Source organism: Psychrobacillus sp. L4 (genome assembly GCF_042944905.1).
GTDB lineage: Bacteria > Bacillota > Bacilli > Bacillales_A > Planococcaceae > Psychrobacillus.
In genome coordinates this window covers 3,797,592-3,815,209 of record NZ_CP168496.1, presented here as the reverse complement: position 1 = coordinate 3,815,209, position 17,618 = coordinate 3,797,592, and the positions used below count along the sequence as shown (strand labels likewise).

Below are 17,618 nucleotides of genomic sequence, written 5' to 3'. Positions count from 1 at the left end.
GGTGTTGAAAAGTGATTTGTGAAAATTGTAAACAGAGACCAGCTAAAGTAACTGTTACGCAAGTGCATAACGGTGAACACTTTGAAAGGAATTATTGCGAGAATTGTGCCAATAGTCTCCACCCGTTTTACGTAGAGTATAAACAAGATCCGTTATCTCTCCACCAGCTATTATCAAACTGGTTTAATCATGCGGAGCAACAACCAGTACATCAAAAACAAGATAGGCCAAAATTAGTTTGCGATGAATGCGGTTGGTCCATCCAACGATTTTTAGATGAAGGGAAATTCGGGTGCTCCTCTTGCTATAATAGCTTCCGTAAACAGTTGCCGAATGTATTAAAACGATTGCATAACGGAAACATTACACATATTGGAAAAGCACCAGGTGCTCTAGGCGAAAAATTAGAATTGAAAAAAAGGGTCGAAGCTATTCGTTTGCAAATGAAAGAAGCGATTGAAATGGAACGGTTCGAGGAGGCTGCCGAGTTAAGAGACGAGGCAAGAGATCTTGAAAGTAGGATTGCATCTGGAGGTGACGAAAGATATGGCGATTGAACGTTTTTTAGATAATTCTCCATCTAGCTGGATGGCTGGTAGTGGAGATCATTCAGATATTGTCATGAGTACTCGAATTCGGTTGGCTAGAAACTTAAATGGGTACAGATTTCCATTGGCATTTACTGAAGATGAAGCGCATAAAATTGACCAATCAGTTTCTGCCACTCTTTTGGATGCAGATGAAGAATTACAAATGAACTTCTCTTCTATTCAAATAAAAGATTTATCCGAATTAAGTCGGCAAGTATTAGTAGAAAAACATCTGATTAGTCCTAAACTTGCCAATTCACCGATGACTGGGTCGGTATTACTATCAGACGATGAGTCAGTTAGCGTGATGATCAATGAAGAAGACCATATTCGAATACAATGCTTGTTTCCTGGACTTCAGATTCAAGAAGCTTACGCACAAGCGGATACAATCGATCGATTGCTAGAGAAAGAATTACCATATGCGTTTGATGAGCAATTTGGTTATTTGACAAGTTGCCCTACTAATACGGGTACTGGGTTGCGTGCATCCGTAATGATGCATTTGCCAGCGTTAACAATGACGAAACAAATGAACAGAATCGTTACAATCATCTCGAGACTAGGAATGGTCGTAAGAGGAATATACGGCGAGGGCAGTGAAGCGCTCGGTAACGTTTACCAAGTATCCAATCAAACAACGCTGGGCAAAACGGAAGAGGATATTCTATCGGATCTTCAAAGTATTACAGAACAAATCATTCAAAAAGAAAAAGAAGCAAGAAGTGCACTATTAAACCATTCTGCCAATACACTAGAAGATCGGTTATACCGGTCATTGGGAATTTTGTCTTATGCTCGTATTATAACAACAGAGGAAGCAGCAAGATGCTTGTCAGATGTACGATTAGGAATAGACATAGGGCTCATAAAAGATGTGGATGTGACTATTTTGAATGAATGCATGGTTTTTATGCAACCAGGATTTTTACAAAAGTATGCAGAAACTACCTTGAATGCTTCTGAACGGGATACGTTTCGCGCAAAGTTATTAAGGGAACGGTTACAAATGGGAGAAAAACCGAAAACAAAAGGAGAGGAACTTGCATGATGTTTAACCGATTTACACAAAGATCTCAAAAAGTATTACAACTAGCGCAAGAAGAAGCTATTCGCTTAAAGCACGAATCAATTGGAACAGAACATATATTACTTGGACTAATCCGAGAAGGTAGTGGAATAGCAGCAAAAGCATTGGAAGCAATTGAGGTAGATCCTAAAGTTATTGAAACGGGAATTGAAGAGTTAGTAGGAACGGGCGCTGAAGAAGTTGGTCCAATCGTTCACTATACACCCCGTGCAAAAAAAGTGATCGAACTTTCCGTGGATGAGTCACGAAAGCTTGGGCACTCTTATATTGGAACGGAGCATTTACTTCTTGCATTAATCCGTGAAGGAGAAGGAGTTGCTGCAAGAGTATTAAATAATGCAGGAGTTAGCTTAAACAAAGCTCGTCAACAAGTGCTTCAACTGTTAGGAAGTACCGATCAATCCCATGGAAACGGCAGTAATAGTGCTGCCCCTGCTAGTACTCCAACATTAGATGGGTTAGCACGGGATTTAACACAAATAGCGAGAGAAGGTACATTAGATCCTGTCATTGGGCGAAGCAAAGAAATTACGCGTGTGATTGAAATCTTGGCACGACGTACAAAAAATAACCCTGTATTAATTGGTGAACCAGGTGTAGGTAAAACGGCCATTGCTGAAGGGCTTGCACAACAAATTGTACAAAATGAAGTGCCAGAAATTTTGCGGGATAAACGGGTAATGACGCTCGACATGGGGACAGTCGTAGCTGGCACCAAATACCGTGGTGAATTTGAGGATCGTTTGAAAAAAGTAATGGATGAAATTCGCCAAGCTGGAAATGTTATTTTATTCATAGATGAACTTCATACATTAATCGGAGCTGGTGGAGCAGAAGGTGCAATTGATGCTTCTAATATTTTGAAACCTGCGCTAGCACGTGGTGAAATTCAATGTATCGGCGCCACTACATTAGATGAGTATCGTAAATATATTGAAAAAGATGCAGCACTTGAACGTCGTTTTCAACCAATTCAAGTGGATGAACCGTCTGTAGATGAAGCTATTCAAATTATTTACGGTTTACGAGATCGTTACGAAGCACATCATCGTGTAAAAATTACGAACGAAGCAGTTGAAGCAGCAGTTAAAATGTCGAGTCGCTATATTTCTGATCGCTTTTTACCAGATAAAGCAATTGATTTAATCGATGAGGCTGGTTCCAAGGTTCGGCTTCGTTCTTATACAACGCCTCCGAATTTAAAAGAATTGGAAGCGAAATTAGAAGCGGTTCGTTCGGAGAAGAACGCTGCTGTTCAAAGCCAAGAATTTGAAAAAGCAGCATCTTTCCGAGATAAAGAACAAAAAATTAAAGATGAGTTAGAAAAAATGAAAGACTCATGGAAAGAAAAACAAGGTAAAGAAGAGTCTGAAGTGACGGTGGAAGATATTGCGGCGGTTGTTTCTATGTGGACGGGGGTTCCTGTATCTAAACTTGCCCAAACAGAATCTGAAAAGTTATTAAAATTGGAAGATAAGCTACATGAAAGAGTTATTGGCCAAGCGGAAGCTGTTGATGCAATTTCTCGTGCAATTCGTCGCGCTCGTGCAGGTTTGAAAGACCCGAAACGTCCGATTGGTTCATTCATTTTCCTTGGTCCTACCGGTGTAGGTAAAACGGAGCTTGCTCGTGCTCTAGCGGAAGTAATGTTCGGTGACGAAGATGCAATGATTCGAGTAGATATGTCTGAGTACATGGAGAAACATTCTACTTCTCGTCTTGTTGGTTCTCCTCCAGGATACGTTGGATTTGACGATGGTGGTCAATTAACGGAAAAAGTTCGTCGTAAACCTTACTCTGTTATCTTGTTAGATGAAATAGAGAAAGCACATCCTGATGTGTTTAATATCCTCCTTCAAGTGTTAGAAGATGGCCGTTTAACAGACTCTAAAGGGCGGACAGTGGATTTCCGAAACACAGTTGTTATCATGACATCTAACGTTGGAGCGGATGCGCTAAAATACAATAAGTACGTTGGGTTTAACTTGCGAGAAGGTGGAAAAACAGATTATAAAGATATGAAAAGTAAAATGTTAGAGGAATTGAAAAAAGCATTCCGACCTGAGTTCTTAAACCGATTAGATGAAATGATTGTGTTCCACTCGCTAGAAAGAGAGCATTTAAAACGAATTGTTTCGTTAATGACGCGACAATTAGCACAACGCTTAAAAGAGCAAGGTATTGAGCTAGAGTTAACGGAAGCCGCTCAAGAAAAAATTACGACAGAAGGGTACGATCCTGCATATGGTGCAAGACCATTGCGTCGAGCATTGCAAAAGCATGTGGAAGATCGACTGTCTGAAGAACTACTAAAAGGTGAAGTACTGACTGGACAACATGTTGTGTTTGATGTGGAGAATGATGAATTTGTCGTTCGTACAAAAGCCATAGTAACAGAGGTTTAAAATAATGGGCATTCCAAACGTTAAGTAAGGAATGCCTTTTTTTACATAGGAGGAACAAATGGCCAAACGAAAAACGAAGTTTATGTGTAATTCTTGCGGTTATGAGTCTGCCAAATGGATGGGAAGATGTCCAGGATGCGGAGAATGGAATACGATGGTAGAAGAGTTGGAGGTTGTTTCAAAAGGACCAAAACGATCTTTTCAACATTCTACGGGAGTAGCTCAGAAAGCCACACCAATTATTGCGGTAGAGACAGCGGATGAACCGAGAGTAGAAACGGAACTCATGGAGTTGAATCGAGTACTTGGCGGTGGAATTGTGCCTGGTTCCCTTATTTTAATAGGTGGAGATCCGGGAATCGGAAAGTCGACTTTGCTTTTACAAGTTTCTGCACTGCTCGCAAATAAGGGAGAACGCGTGTTATATATTTCCGGTGAAGAATCGATTAGACAGACGAAGCTTCGTGCCGAGCGTTTGGGTGTCACATCTGCTGAACTGTACATATATTCCGAAACGAATTTAGAATTAATCAATGAAACAATTGATAGTGTGGAGCCTAGATTTGTGATTGTCGACTCCATTCAAACTGTACATCATCCGGAAGTGACAAGTGCTCCAGGAAGTGTGTCTCAAGTGCGTGAATGTACAGCTGAACTAATGCGCATTGCTAAAACAAAAAATATAGCAATTTTCTTAGTAGGACATGTAACGAAAGAAGGGCAAATTGCTGGACCACGTTTATTAGAGCATATGGTAGATACGGTTTTATATTTTGAGGGAGAACGGCATCATACATACCGAATTTTACGGTCACAAAAAAATAGATTTGGTTCAACGAATGAAATTGCCATTTTTGAGATGGTGCAGCAAGGTTTAAAAGAAGTGTTGAATCCATCTGAACTATTTTTGCAAGAGCGTTCACACGGAGCAGCTGGATCAGCCATTGTTGCTTCGATGGAAGGGACAAGACCCATCTTGGTTGAAATTCAAGCACTTGTTACGCAATCTAGTTTTAATTATCCAAAACGAATGGCAACAGGAATTGATCAAAATAGAATTTCTTTACTCATGGCGGTATTAGAAAAACGTATGGGATTACTTTTGCAAACACAAGATGCTTATATAAAAGTTGCGGGTGGAGTTAAATTAGACGAACCTGCAATTGATTTAGCCGTCCTAGTAAGTATCGTATCCAGTTTCCGGGACACAGGAGTAGCACCTACCGATTGTTTTGTGGGGGAGGTTGGACTAACTGGCGAAGTGAGACGAGTATCGAGAATTGAGCAAAGAGTGCAAGAGGCGACCAAATTAGGTTTTAAACGTATCGTGATTCCTGCATCCAATTTAGGCGGCTGGGATTATCCAAAAGGTATTCAAGTAATTGGGGTAGAAACTGTAAATGAAGTCATGAAAGAAGCTTTTCAGTAATCAATTTAAGTAGTTCTTCTATACGTTTAATTGAACTAACAGGAGTAACTGTTTACTCCTGTTTAACATAATAGACGTAGAATGAAGGTTGGCTGTATAATAAAAGGTAAATGGAGGTGGAGTGTTTGTTAAAATGGATTATTCAAATTGCATTCATTTTAATAGGAGGTACATTAGGGTTATTATTTTTACCGCACTTATACCAAGTTATAAATTTATCTGATAACCCATGGATTCAAAATCCTTATGTATCTGTAATTATTGGTGCAATCATACTGTATATTGTAGCGTTTTTTTTAACAGACTATCTAATTAACTTTATTCGTTGGATGGAAGAACGTCTCTTAAAGGCACCGATAGGGGATTTGCTTTTTGGGACAATAGGACTTGTCATTGGATTAATGGTGGCATTTTTACTTGGAACTGCTATTAATAATATTGTCATTCCTGGTATTGGATCGGTTGTTCCGGTTTTATTATCTATCGTGCTTGGATATTTAGGTTTTCAAGTAGGATTTAAAAAAAGGGACGAGTTACTGCAAGTTTTTACTACTTCCAAACAACCTGGACAAAAAAAGAAAAGTTCAGAGGATGAGGAGCAGGGCCTAAGTTTAGGGACATATAAACTTCTCGATACAAGTGTCATTATAGATGGACGTATTGCGGATATTTCACAGACTGGTTTTATGGAAGGTGTATTGGTAGTTCCGCAGTTTGTTCTTACGGAGTTACAGCATATTGCAGATTCATCTGACACCTTAAAAAGAACAAGAGGACGTCGTGGACTAGATGTGTTAAAAACATTGCAAACGGAACGTGCTTCCGCTGTATTAATTGTGGAAGAAGATTTTGAAGACATACAAGAAGTAGACTTAAAACTTATGCGTTTGGCGAAGAAAATGAATGGAATTGTGGTGACGAATGATTTCAACTTAAATAAAGTTTGTGATCTTCATCAAGTGCGCGTTCTTAACATTAATGATCTTGCAAATGCAGTCAAGCCAGTCGTTATTCCCGGGGAAATAATGCATGTAGTCGTTATTAAAGACGGCAAAGAGCATAACCAAGGTGTCGCTTACTTAGACGACGGAACGATGATTGTGGTTGAAGGTGGTAAAGCGTATATTGGACAAGCGATTAATGTGGAAGTGACGAGCGTTCTTCAAACTTCTGCAGGTCGAATGATTTTCGCGAAACCACAAGACTCAAAATAATGGAAGGGGTAGTTTCCTAATATTTAGTAGGAGAACGCCCTTTTTCTATTGGTAACAGGAGGAGAAGTATTTGATGTATACGGTGTTATTACCTGCAGCAGGTAGTGGAAAGCGCATGGGAGCAGGTCAAAATAAACTGTTTTTAGAATTGAGACAGATTCCTATTTTAATACATACTTTGCGTGTTTTTGAGCAAGATTCGAAGTGTAAATCTATCGTATTGGCAGTAAAAAAAGAAGAACAAACATTTATTGAGCAGATGTTGATAAAGCATCATATTACGAAAGTGGTCGCTATTACAGAAGGCGGAGCAGAGAGACAGCATAGTGTATACGCTTGTCTAAAATCCTCTCCAGACCAAGGCATTGTACTTGTGCATGATGCGGCAAGACCTTTTATTAAACAAGTAGTTATTCATCAACTTGTCCAAACTGCCGAGGAATCGGGAGCAGCAGTAGCGGCAGTTCGTGCAAAGGATACAATGAAAAAAGTAGAAAATGGTATAATTCAAGAAACGGTGGATCGGGAAAGTTTATGGGTTATCCAAACGCCACAAGCTTTTCAGTATGCACTATTAGAAAAAGCTGAGCGTCTTGCGGACAAAGATTGCTTTTTGGGTACAGATGAAGCGATGCTTGTCGAACGTCTAGGAGAGCAAGTGCACATCGTGGAAAGTACGTATGATAATGTAAAGATGACGACAAAAGAAGATCTTCTTTTGGGGGAAGTAATATTAAACAAACATAAGCAGGGGGATTAATAAAATGATACGAGTTGGTCAAGGGTTTGATGTACATGAATTTGCAGATAATCGCCCGTTAATTATTGGAGGAATTACAATTCCTTATGAGAGAGGGCTTATTGGACATTCGGATGCAGATGTGTTGCTCCATACGATTACAGATGCAGCTCTAGGAGCAATAGGAGAAGGAGATATTGGGAGACACTTCCCTGATACCGATCCAGATTTTAAAGATGCGGATTCGGCGAAATTACTTGAATACATTTGGAAACTTGTGGATGATCGAGGGTACAAATTAGGGAATATAGATTGTACAATTATTGCCCAAAAGCCGAAAATGGCTCCTCATATTGAAGTGATTCGTGCGCGTGTAGCGGAGTTACTTCAAGCAGATGTAACACAAGTGAATGTAAAAGCTACAACTACTGAAAAGTTAGGGTTTACAGGTCGAGAAGAAGGTATAGCTTCGATGGCAACTATTTTACTTGTAAAGAAAGACTAACTTTAAAAAGCAAGGAAGCAGTGGTAAAATAAATAAAGTTTACATGCTCGAAAACTAGGAGGATATTACAATGACACAAGAAGTTCGCGTACGATACGCACCAAGTCCAACGGGTTTTTTACATATTGGAGGAGCACGTACAGCATTATTTAACTATTTATACGCACGCCATCATAATGGGAAGTTTATTGTTCGTATCGAGGATACAGATATTGAACGTAATGTAGAAGGCGGCGAATTATCGCAGCTCGAAAACTTAAAATGGTTAGGTATCGAATACGATGAATCTGTTGATATTGGTGGACCTTTTGCACCGTATCGCCAAATGGAACGCCTGGATATTTACACTAAGCATGCGGAAGAAATGCTAGCAAACGGGCATGCCTATAAATGTTTCTGTACGTCAGAGGAATTAGAAGCTGATCGTGAAGTGCAAAGAGAAAAAGGTGTAGCAGCCCCTATGTATAATGGGAAATGTCGCCATTTATCAGTTGAAGAAGTACAAGTAAAAGAAGCTGCAGGTTTGCCATTTACAATTCGTATGGGTGTACCAGAAAACGTAACATACACATTTGAGGATTTAGTTCGTGGTTCGGTTACATTTGAATCGAAAGATGTTGGAGATTGGGTACTTGTTAAAGCAAATGGAATCCCAACTTATAACTATGCGGTAGTATTAGATGACTACTTTATGAAGATTTCACATGTATTCCGTGGAGAAGAACATCTATCTAATACACCAAAACAATTAATGGTATTTGACGCATTTGGATGGGAATATCCGAAGTACGGACATATGACCTTAATTATTAATGAAAGTCGTAAAAAGCTATCGAAACGTGATGAGTCAATTATTCAATTTGTCACTCAATACAAAGATCTTGGTTACTTACCTGAAGCAATGTTCAACTTCTTTGCACTTTTAGGCTGGTCTCCTGAAGGCGAAGATGAAATTTTCTCGAAAGAGGAATTTATTAATATCTTTGATGTCAATCGTTTATCTAAATCACCTTCTATGTTTGATAAACAAAAGTTAACGTGGATGAACAATCAATATATTAAACAATTACCACTTGAAAAAGTTGTTGAACTTGCACTCCCACACTTACAAAAAGCAGAACTTCTTCCAGTAGAATTATCCGCTGAAGAGCATATATGGGCAACAAAATTGATCGCTCTTTACCATGATCAAATGAGTTTCGGTGCTGAAATTGTTGAATTATCTTCTCAGTTCTTTGATCATGAAATTGCATATACTGAAGAAGCAGCAGAAGTATTAGCAGGTGAACAAGTTCCTGAAGTTATGGCTGCATTTAAAACGCAATTAGAATCTTTAGAAACATTTGAAGCAGCTGATATTAAAGGGGCTATAAAAGCAGTTCAAAAAGAAACAGGTCATAAAGGAAAAAATCTATTTATGCCAATCCGAGTAGTGACAACTGGTCAGACGCACGGTCCTGAGTTAGCGGATGCAATCAGCCTAATCGGAAAAGAAAAAGTAATTGCTCGAGTGGCTAAATACGCAAAACAATAAGATTGACTTTCCTGTAATTAGGTGTGAAAATGAGGATACAAATTCCAAACGGAAGCTATAAGAAGCTAAGAAGAGGATAAGTAAGTAACGCACGTTCTTTAGAGAGGACCATCACCGGCTGAAAGTGGTCTGAACCAATGAGTTACTGAAATGCACCTCAGAGTGCCATGCCGAACGTACGAGTAGGCTGGACGTATCATCTGCGTTAAAGATGCTAAGTGGAAAAGGTGTTTTATTTGCCTTTTCAATCAGAGTGGAACCGCGCCTAAAGCGTCTCTGTCTATTTTTAATAGACAGAGACGCTTTTTTATTTTTTTTCCAAAGGAGAGATACGGATGTTTGAACGAATGAAGGAAGATATAGCCGTTGTGTTTGAACAAGATCCTGCCGCAACAAGTATGCTAGAAGTGGTTTTAACATACTCCGGTTTACATGCTATTTGGAGTCATCGAATTGCCCATGCATTTTATAAAAAGAAACTATTCTTCTTTGCACGTATCATTTCGCAAATTAGCCGTTTTTTCACAGGAATTGAAATTCATCCAGGTGCTAAAATTGGTAGACGATTTTTTATTGACCATGGAATGGGTGTAGTTATTGGTGAAACTTGTGAAATTGGAGAAGATTGTACAATTTATCAAGGGGTTACATTGGGGGGGACAGGAAAGGAAAAAGGAAAAAGACATCCCACCCTTGCCAATAACGTCCTAGTTGCAACAGGTGCAAAGGTTTTAGGATCCATTACAATTGGAGAAAATAGTAAAGTGGGAGCAGGTTCTGTCGTATTAAAGGATGTTCCGATAAACTCGACAGTTGTTGGTATTCCTGGTGTAGTCGTTATTCAAAATGGTGTGAAATTGAAGCGGAATTTAAATCATCAAGATCTACCAGATCCTTTTGCTGATAGATGCAAAAAGATGGAAAATGAAATTAAAGCGTTACAAGAAGAAATAGAGAGACTTGTAAAAGAAAAGGAGATAAAAAAGTATGGCAATTCAAATTTTTAATACATTAAAACGTGAAAAAGAACCCTTTGTGCCAATGGAAGAGGGAAAGGTGAAAATGTATGTATGTGGACCAACTGTATATAACTACATTCATATCGGGAACGCCCGACCTGTAATCGTGTACGATACGGTAAGGAAATATTTAGAATATCGTGGTTATGACGTGACATATGTATCAAACTTTACCGATGTAGATGACAAAATTATTAAGGCGGCAAATGAACTCGGAGAAGACGTTTCCGACTTAACAGATCGTTTCATAAACGCATATTTTGCAGATGTGGAAGCATTAGGTTGCAGTAGAGCAGACTCGCATCCTCGAGTAACGGATCATATGACTGAAATTATAGAGTTTATTAAAGTGTTAGAAGAAAAAGGGTATGCATATGAATCCCAGGGAGATGTGTATTACCGCACAAGAAAATTTGATGGGTATGGTAAGCTTTCTCATCAATCAGTAGATGATTTAAAAGTTGGGGCACGTATTGAAACAGGTGAAAAAAAAGAGGATGCGCTTGATTTTGCGTTATGGAAAGCAGCCAAACCAGGAGAAATTTTCTGGGAAAGCCCTTGGGGGAAAGGACGCCCAGGTTGGCATATTGAGTGCTCGGTAATGGCACGTGAGATTCTGGGAGACACAATTGATATTCATGCGGGTGGCCAAGATTTAACTTTCCCTCATCATGAAAATGAAATTGCGCAATCAGAAGCAAGAACTGGAAAAACCTTTGCGAGATATTGGATGCACAATGGTTATATTAATATTGATAATGAAAAGATGTCTAAATCACTTGGAAACTTTGTGTTAGTTAACGATATCCGTCAGCAAATTGATCCGCAAATATTAAGGTTGTTCATGTTAAGTGTGCATTATCGTCATCCGATTAACTACGCTGGAGATCTAGTAGAACAAGCGAAAGCTGGTCTTGAAAGAATTCGAACTTCTTATGCTAATGTGTTGCATCGCTTACATGCGACTGCTGATTTAGGAGATCACAATGATATTTGGCTACAGAAAATCGAAGAAGTGAAAGGCCAATTTATTACCGCTATGGATGATGATTTCAACACCGCGAACGGAATTGCTGCAGTATTTGAACTATCTAAGCTTGCAAATACGTATTTGCTCGAAAAACAAACTTCTGAACTTGTGTTAAATCGATTCCTAATGATTTTTGATGAATTAACATCTGTTTTAGGGCTTCCTCTAAAACAAGAGAAAGAAGTATTGGATGAAGATATCGATGCGTTAATCGAAGAGCGTAATGAAGCGAGACAAGATCGCAATTTTGCGCGAGCAGATGAAATCAGAGATCAATTAAAAGACTTGAATATTATTTTAGAAGATACTGCGCAAGGTATCCGATGGAAAAGAGGGTAAAGTTGTGAGTAATTTTAAACTTTCTGATGTAAAACAACTAAACTCTTTAGCTTTAGCATATATGGGAGATGCTGTGTTAGAGCAAGTTGTTCGTGAGCATCTCATTCGTTCGGGTCGTGTAAAACCTAATATCTTGCATAGAGAGGCTACAAACTATGTATCAGCAAAAGCGCAAGCAACAATTGTTAGAGAACTTTTAAACACTCAGTTTCTGACTGAAGAAGAAGAAGCTGTATTAAGAAGAGGTCGAAATGCAAAGTCTGGTACTGTACCAAAAAACACAGATGTTCAAACATATCATTATAGTACGGCGTTTGAAGCGGTGATAGGGAGTTTATATTTAAGTGAACAAAAAGAGCGGTTGCAGGAGTTGCTGCAATTCTCCATTGAATTTATCGACGCACAGAAAGGGGAGAAAAAGTAAATGACAGAACAAACAGAACAAACAGAACAAACAGGTGAGATTATCGCAGGGAAAAACCCTGTAGTCGAAGCGTTACGTTCCGGGAGAGATATGAACAAGGTATGGATTGCGGAAGGTATACAAAAAAGTGGAGTAAATGAAATTATTCAATTAGCAAAAGAAGCGGGTATTATCGTTCAATTTGTTCCGAAAAAGAAGTTGGATAACTTAACGGATGCAAATCATCAAGGAATTGTTGCTTCAGTTGCAGCTTACCGTTACGCAGAACTAGATGATTTGTTTGAACTAGCAGCTAGTAAACAAGAGGATCCTCTTTTTATTATTTTAGATGAAATTGAAGACCCGCATAATCTTGGTTCCATTATGCGTACAGCAGATGCAGTTGGAGCGCACGGGATCATTATTCCGAAAAGACGAGCTGTAGGGCTAACGGCGGTGGTTGCAAAGGCATCAACAGGTGCCATAGAGCATATCCCTGTATATCGTGCCGGCAACTTAGCGCAAACAGTGGATGAGTTAAAAACACGTGGTGTTTGGATTGCGGGAACAGATGCAGCAAAATCAACGGACTATCGAAATATGGATGCAACACTTCCGCTAGCACTTATTATTGGTAGTGAAGGAAAAGGTATGAGTCGTTTATTAAAAGATAAGTGTGACTTCTTATACCATTTGCCGATGGTCGGTCATGTGACAAGTTTAAATGCGTCTGTTGCTACCGCAATACTTTTATACGAAGTATTGCGTGTTAGACGTCCGCTTAAAGGCTAAACAGATGCAGATCCTACTTGTCGATGGCTATAATATCATCGGCGCATGGAATGAATTAAGATTATTAAAAAGCGACAAACTTTTAGACGCGAGAGACCGACTAATTGAACTAATGGCAGAATATAAAGCATTTACAGGTATTCGAGTGATTGTGGTTTTTGATGCACATCTAGTTCCGGGAGTAGAAAACAAACAGAGGCAAAATGATGTAGAGGTAATATTTACTCGTGAAAATGAGACAGCAGATGAACGAATTGAAAAGCTCACGCAGGAGTTAAGTAGTAGAAGAGTTCAAATTCACGTAGCGACTTCCGATATGACAGAGCAAAGAGTAGTTTTTGGACAAGGTGCATTAAGAAAATCTGCCCGAGAATTTGAAATCGAAATGGCTTCTATTTCATCGAATATTACGAAAAATGTGAGGCGTATCCAAGAAAACAAACCAACTTCTAAGATACCTTTAACAGAGGAAGTTGCAGAAATTTTCGAAAAATGGCGAAGAGGAATGAAATGATGCATTGACGCTGTAAATTTTCTTCCTGTATACTTGTTATATATATTCGTATATTGCAGAGGTGACTTCATTGGAAAAGGCGGAACATAATCTACAACAATTGGATAGTTTACAAGATGAGGAACTTGTAGAGATGGTTCATCAAGGGAACACTGAAGCACTAGATTATTTAATAACGAAGTACCGCTCGTTCGTTCGTATGAAAGGCAGATCCTACTTTTTAATTGGCGCTGACAGAGAAGATATTCACCAAGAAGGCATGATTGGATTATATAAAGCAATTAGAGATTTTAAGGAAGAAAAGCTAGCATCTTTCCGAGCGTTCGCCGAGTTATGCATTACTCGACAAATTATTACAGCTATTAAAACTGCAACTCGTCAAAAGCATATTCCTCTAAACTCATATGTATCATTAGATAAACCTATCTATGATGAAGAATCTGACCGAACTTTGATGGACATGATTGCTGGTTCGGTAATAGATGACCCAGAAGAGTTAATTATAAATCGGGAAGATTATAATAGTATGGAAGAGAAAATGACGGAGATTTTAAGTGAACTGGAGCAACAAGTGCTTGTGTTATATTTAGATGGGCAGTCTTACCAAGAGATTTCAGAAGAGTTGAATAGACATGTGAAATCAATTGATAATGCGCTTCAAAGAGTGAAACGAAAATTAGAGCGTTATATGGAGATTGGTAGTAATTATGTATAAACACTGGGATTCTGTTGACACAGTTTATGTAAGATGATAATCTTTAAAAAGACTTAAACGCCAAAAAGGTGAGAAAATGACTAAGAAAATTGTCTTGAGTTGTACACAATGTGGTCACCGAAATTATACGGTTAATACATCAAAAGAGAGTGCATCTATACGTATAGAACGAAAAAAGTATTGTACGCATTGTAACGCACATACACTTCACAAACAAACGTTGTGAGTATGTAAATAAGATAGATTTTCCGTATGGAGGTTTAGCTAAGATGGCTAATGTTGGAGGATTTTTTAAAAATGTAATGTCTGAAATGAGAAAAGTAAGTTGGCCTAGAAGGAAAGAGCTTACAAGATATACAGTTGTCGTACTAGCGACAGTGATAGTTATGGCTGTATTCTTTGGTTTAGTAGATTTAGGGATTTCTCAACTTTTCCGTTGGTATTTGGATTTATAAAATGCATTTTGTAAATATTTTTTGAAAATAGCCCGTCTTACTAAACGAACGGGTTTTTTCATTTGTCTAAGAAAAGGAGGGAAGGACGATCAGTCCTACAGCTATGGAAAAAAATTGGTATGTCGTTCATACTTACTCTGGGTATGAAAATAAAGTAAAAGCAAACTTAGAAAAGCGTGTAGAAACAATGGGGATGTCAGATAAAATTTTCCGAGTATATATCCCTGAACAGGAAGAAACGGATTTTAAAGATGGAAAAAAACGTGTCGTTTCGAGAAAAACTTTCCCTGGGTACGTATTCGTGGAACTGATTATGACAGATGACGCTTGGTATGTTGTAAGAAATACTCCAGGGGTAACTGGATTCCTGGGTTCTTCAGGTGGAGGAACAAAACCAACACCTTTAGCTCCTGAAGAAGTGCAGTCTATGTTGAAGCAAATGGGTAGTAATGAAGCAAGAGTAGAAGTAGACTTCGCGGTAGGCGAATTGGTTGAAGTATTAGAAGGGCCGTTTGCTCATTTCCAAGGGAAAGTAGAATTAATCGACTCTACTAAAGGCAAAGTAACTGTTTCTGTAGATATGTTTGGACGAGAAACAAATATGGAATTAGACTTCGTTCAAGTAACGAAAATATAATTTTAATTTAGTTACTTGCTAAAGGTTGAAAATAGTGGTATCATTTCAAAGGTCAGACTTAAAATAAGTCTGTATGAATTTTTCTAATGTTATCAGCAATTTGCTGAGAGACAGATATTTGAGTGGGAGGGGCAACCCAATTACCACATCACGGACTTAAGGAGGTGTGTCTCGTGGCTAAAAAAGTGATTAAAGTTGTTAAATTACAAATTCCTGCTGGTAAAGCAAACCCAGCGCCACCGGTTGGTCCTGCATTAGGACAAGCGGGTGTTAATATCATGGGATTCTGTAAGGAGTTCAACGCACGTACTGCCGATCAAGCAGGTCTAATCATTCCGGTTGAAATTTCTGTATTTGAAGATCGTTCTTTTACTTTCATTACAAAAACTCCGCCGGCAGCAGTGCTACTTAAAGTAGCAGCAGGTATTCAATCTGGATCAGGTGAACCAAACCGCGTAAAAGTGGCGAAAGTGAAACGTGATAAAGTTCGCGAAATCGCAGAACAAAAAATGCCAGATTTAAATGCAGCGTCTGTTGAAGCAGCTATGTTGATGGTTGAAGGTACTGCACGTAGCATGGGTATTACAATCGAAGACTAATATTTAATGTGCATTTTAATATAATGCATTTGTTTTTTGGAGGTTGTAGTTGTTCCTTAGAATAACTACAACCTTTACACGTGGGAGGTTTATTCCGCTAAAACCACTATCAAGGAGGACATTTTAATGGCTAACAAAGGTAAAAAATTACAAGAAGCTTCAAAATTAATCGATAGTAATGTATTATATTCGGCTAAAGAAGCGATTGAACTTGCGAAAAAAACTAGCACTGCTAACTTCGATGCAACTGTAGAAGTTGCTTTCCGTTTAGGGATCGATACTCGTAAAAATGACCAACAAATCCGTGGAGCAGTTGTGCTTCCAAACGGAACTGGTAAAACACAACGCGTATTAGTATTCGCTAAAGGTGAAAAACTGAAAGAAGCAGAAGCTGCAGGTGCAGACTATGCTGGTGATACAGAATACATCAACAAAATTCAACAAGGATGGTTTGACTTCGATGTAATCGTAGCAACTCCAGATATGATGGGTGAAGTTGGTAAAATTGGTCGCGTACTTGGACCTAAAGGCTTAATGCCGAACCCAAAAACAGGTACTGTTACATTTGATGTTACGAAAGCTATCGGAGAAATCAAAGCTGGTAAAGTAGAATACCGCGCTGACAAAACTGGTATCATTCATGCACCAATCGGAAAAGTATCTTTTGAAGATGAAAAATTAGTAGAAAACTTCTTGGCGGTATTTGAAGTAGTACAAAAAGCTAAACCAGCTGCTTCTAAAGGTACTTACATGAAATCTGTTAATGTTACAACTACAATGGGTCCTGCTGTTAAAGTTGACGCTCAATCAATTAAATAATAATTGACAACTAAAGGTCTATCTGTTAAGATGGCTTTTGTTGTGAAATATACATTTGTACCGAAGACAGTAGGAGTGGCATGTCACTTAATATCCTACCGAGGACAAGCAAATTCAGATTCTTCTTAGATGATGACTTTCTGCCTCTGTGTCTATCCGTAGATCAGAGGCTTTTCTTTTGTCGGTATAAATGGCCAATTCTTATAGGAGGTGCCAAAATGAACAAAGCAATTGAAACAAAAAAAGTGCAAGTTCAAGACATTGCAGAAAAGTTTAAAGCTGCTGCTTCAGTAGTAGTAGTTGACTACCGTGGTTTAAACGTTGCGCAAGTAACTGAACTACGTAAACAACTTCGCGAAGCTGGTGTGGAATTCAAAGTTTACAAAAACTCTCTTACACGCCGTGCGACGGAAGTTGCTGGTGTGGATGGAATCAACGAACATCTTGTTGGACCAAATGCAGTAGCATTTTCTAACGAAGACGTAGTTGCACCTGCAAAAATCATTAATGATTTTGCTAAAAAGAACGAACATCTTGAAATCAAAGCTGGTATCATCGAAGGTACTGTAGCGTCTGCTGAAGACGTGAAAGCATTAGCTGAACTTCCATCACGCGAAGGTCTTCTTTCTATGCTTCTTTCAGTACTTCAAGCTCCAATGCGCAACTTCGCGCTTGCAACAAAAGCTGTTGCAGAACAAAAAGAAGAACAAGGCGCATAATTTATTACGCGGCTTAACAACTAAAAAAGGGCAAAATGCCTAAAAAATATCCATTATAGGAGGAAAATAAA

20 protein-coding genes and 2 other annotated features are annotated in these 17,618 nt (G+C 38.7%); all 20 genes read left to right on the top strand.

The genetic code is table 11. The annotated features are described in order from the left end of the window. Positions 1–11: 11 nt before the first annotated feature. The 20 genes from ACEPXG_RS18535 (at position 12) to rplJ (ending at position 17,547) form a co-directional block, all read left to right on the top strand. Complete coding sequence (locus tag ACEPXG_RS18535; RefSeq protein ID WP_391205684.1) at positions 12–557, top strand: UvrB/UvrC motif-containing protein; 546 nt, start codon at positions 12–14, stop codon at positions 555–557. Beyond that, positions 547–1,641, top strand: a complete 1,095-nt coding sequence (locus ACEPXG_RS18530) for a protein arginine kinase (RefSeq protein ID WP_391210001.1) — start codon at positions 547–549, stop codon at positions 1,639–1,641. Before ACEPXG_RS18535 ends, ACEPXG_RS18530 begins: the two co-directional genes overlap by 11 nt. Then, a complete protein-coding gene (locus tag ACEPXG_RS18525; protein WP_391205681.1) occupies positions 1,638–4,085 on the top strand; it encodes an ATP-dependent Clp protease ATP-binding subunit in 2,448 nt (815 codons plus the stop codon). The genes ACEPXG_RS18530 and ACEPXG_RS18525 overlap by 4 nt, the downstream gene beginning before the upstream one ends. A 58-nt stretch (positions 4,086–4,143) precedes the next feature. Then, a complete protein-coding gene (gene radA, locus ACEPXG_RS18520) occupies positions 4,144–5,514 on the top strand; it encodes a DNA repair protein RadA (protein WP_391205678.1) in 1,371 nt (456 codons plus the stop codon). A gap of 125 nt (positions 5,515–5,639) precedes the next feature. Next, entirely contained in the window at positions 5,640–6,728 is a 1,089-nt protein-coding gene (locus tag ACEPXG_RS18515) for a PIN/TRAM domain-containing protein (RefSeq protein WP_391205675.1), read from the top strand. 70 nt (positions 6,729–6,798) lie between these two features. Further along, entirely contained in the window at positions 6,799–7,488 is a 690-nt protein-coding gene (gene ispD / locus ACEPXG_RS18510) for a 2-C-methyl-D-erythritol 4-phosphate cytidylyltransferase (RefSeq protein ID WP_151701759.1), read from the top strand. Between the two features lie 4 nt (positions 7,489–7,492). Further along, positions 7,493–7,972 carry a 2-C-methyl-D-erythritol 2,4-cyclodiphosphate synthase gene (gene ispF, locus ACEPXG_RS18505; protein WP_391205672.1) on the top strand — a complete coding sequence of 160 codons (480 nt, stop codon included), beginning with the start codon at positions 7,493–7,495 and terminating at the stop codon, positions 7,970–7,972. Positions 7,973–8,042: 70 nt separating this feature from the next. After that, the gene (gltX, locus tag ACEPXG_RS18500; protein WP_391205670.1) at positions 8,043–9,506 is read left to right on the top strand and encodes a glutamate--tRNA ligase; all 1,464 of its coding nucleotides are present in this window, start codon (positions 8,043–8,045) and stop codon (positions 9,504–9,506) included. Between the two features lie 58 nt (positions 9,507–9,564). After that, positions 9,565–9,787, top strand: a binding site (T-box leader). Positions 9,788–9,841: 54 nt separating this feature from the next. Beyond that, on the top strand, positions 9,842–10,513 hold the full coding sequence (gene cysE, locus ACEPXG_RS18495; RefSeq protein WP_391205667.1) for a serine O-acetyltransferase: 672 nt from the start codon (positions 9,842–9,844) through the stop codon (positions 10,511–10,513). Further along, a complete protein-coding gene (cysS, locus tag ACEPXG_RS18490) occupies positions 10,494–11,894 on the top strand; it encodes a cysteine--tRNA ligase (protein WP_391205664.1) in 1,401 nt (466 codons plus the stop codon). Before cysE ends, cysS begins: the two co-directional genes overlap by 20 nt. Before the next feature lie 4 nt (positions 11,895–11,898). Then, positions 11,899–12,318, top strand: coding sequence for a Mini-ribonuclease 3 (locus ACEPXG_RS18485; protein ID WP_391205661.1), 420 nt, complete (start codon positions 11,899–11,901; stop codon positions 12,316–12,318). Continuing rightward, positions 12,319–13,089, top strand: coding sequence for a 23S rRNA (guanosine(2251)-2'-O)-methyltransferase RlmB (gene rlmB, locus ACEPXG_RS18480; RefSeq protein ID WP_391205658.1), 771 nt, complete (start codon positions 12,319–12,321; stop codon positions 13,087–13,089). Positions 13,090–13,093: 4 nt separating this feature from the next. Beyond that, the gene (locus ACEPXG_RS18475; protein ID WP_391205655.1) at positions 13,094–13,603 is read left to right on the top strand and encodes an NYN domain-containing protein; all 510 of its coding nucleotides are present in this window, start codon (positions 13,094–13,096) and stop codon (positions 13,601–13,603) included. 133 nt (positions 13,604–13,736) lie between these two features. Continuing rightward, entirely contained in the window at positions 13,737–14,318 is a 582-nt protein-coding gene (gene sigH, locus ACEPXG_RS18470) for an RNA polymerase sporulation sigma factor SigH (RefSeq protein WP_391209999.1), read from the top strand. 76 nt (positions 14,319–14,394) lie between these two features. After that, positions 14,395–14,544, top strand: a complete 150-nt coding sequence (gene rpmG, locus ACEPXG_RS18465) for a 50S ribosomal protein L33 (protein ID WP_151701751.1) — start codon at positions 14,395–14,397, stop codon at positions 14,542–14,544. Positions 14,545–14,587: 43 nt separating this feature from the next. Further along, positions 14,588–14,773 (top strand): preprotein translocase subunit SecE, encoded by a 186-nt coding sequence (secE, locus tag ACEPXG_RS18460; RefSeq protein WP_151701750.1) that lies wholly within the window; start codon positions 14,588–14,590, stop codon positions 14,771–14,773. A 103-nt stretch (positions 14,774–14,876) separates the two neighbouring features. After that, the gene (nusG, locus tag ACEPXG_RS18455) at positions 14,877–15,410 is read left to right on the top strand and encodes a transcription termination/antitermination protein NusG (protein ID WP_391205652.1); all 534 of its coding nucleotides are present in this window, start codon (positions 14,877–14,879) and stop codon (positions 15,408–15,410) included. A 173-nt stretch (positions 15,411–15,583) separates the two neighbouring features. Beyond that, entirely contained in the window at positions 15,584–16,009 is a 426-nt protein-coding gene (rplK, locus tag ACEPXG_RS18450; RefSeq protein WP_151701748.1) for a 50S ribosomal protein L11, read from the top strand. Positions 16,010–16,135: 126 nt separating this feature from the next. Further along, a complete protein-coding gene (rplA, locus tag ACEPXG_RS18445; protein WP_151701747.1) occupies positions 16,136–16,828 on the top strand; it encodes a 50S ribosomal protein L1 in 693 nt (230 codons plus the stop codon). 42 nt (positions 16,829–16,870) lie between these two features. Then, positions 16,871–17,014 (top strand) — a sequence feature (ribosomal protein L10 leader region). Positions 17,015–17,046: 32 nt separating this feature from the next. After that, a complete protein-coding gene (rplJ, locus tag ACEPXG_RS18440; RefSeq protein ID WP_391205649.1) occupies positions 17,047–17,547 on the top strand; it encodes a 50S ribosomal protein L10 in 501 nt (166 codons plus the stop codon). Positions 17,548–17,618 lie beyond the last annotated feature (71 nt).

Bases quoted from the DNA above. Each gene is read 5' to 3' on its own strand.
- ACEPXG_RS18475 (WP_391205655.1), top strand. From the start codon at position 13,094: ATGCAGATCCTACTTGTCGATGGCTATAATATCATCGGCGCATGGAAT.
- ACEPXG_RS18525 (WP_391205681.1), top strand. From the start codon at position 1,638: ATGATGTTTAACCGATTTACACAAAGATCTCAAAAAGTATTACAACTA.
- gltX (WP_391205670.1), top strand. From the start codon at position 8,043: ATGACACAAGAAGTTCGCGTACGATACGCACCAAGTCCAACGGGTTTT.
- rplA (WP_151701747.1), top strand. From the start codon at position 16,136: ATGGCTAACAAAGGTAAAAAATTACAAGAAGCTTCAAAATTAATCGAT.
- cysE (WP_391205667.1), top strand. From the start codon at position 9,842: ATGTTTGAACGAATGAAGGAAGATATAGCCGTTGTGTTTGAACAAGAT.
- ACEPXG_RS18530 (WP_391210001.1), top strand. From the start codon at position 547: ATGGCGATTGAACGTTTTTTAGATAATTCTCCATCTAGCTGGATGGCT.
- sigH (WP_391209999.1), top strand. From the start codon at position 13,737: ATGGTTCATCAAGGGAACACTGAAGCACTAGATTATTTAATAACGAAG.
- radA (WP_391205678.1), top strand. From the start codon at position 4,144: ATGGCCAAACGAAAAACGAAGTTTATGTGTAATTCTTGCGGTTATGAG.
- rpmG (WP_151701751.1), top strand. From the start codon at position 14,395: ATGACTAAGAAAATTGTCTTGAGTTGTACACAATGTGGTCACCGAAAT.
- ispF (WP_391205672.1), top strand. From the start codon at position 7,493: ATGATACGAGTTGGTCAAGGGTTTGATGTACATGAATTTGCAGATAAT.
- rlmB (WP_391205658.1), top strand. From the start codon at position 12,319: ATGACAGAACAAACAGAACAAACAGAACAAACAGGTGAGATTATCGCA.
- nusG (WP_391205652.1), top strand. From the start codon at position 14,877: ATGGAAAAAAATTGGTATGTCGTTCATACTTACTCTGGGTATGAAAAT.
- rplJ (WP_391205649.1), top strand. From the start codon at position 17,047: ATGAACAAAGCAATTGAAACAAAAAAAGTGCAAGTTCAAGACATTGCA.
- cysS (WP_391205664.1), top strand. From the start codon at position 10,494: ATGGCAATTCAAATTTTTAATACATTAAAACGTGAAAAAGAACCCTTT.
- secE (WP_151701750.1), top strand. From the start codon at position 14,588: ATGGCTAATGTTGGAGGATTTTTTAAAAATGTAATGTCTGAAATGAGA.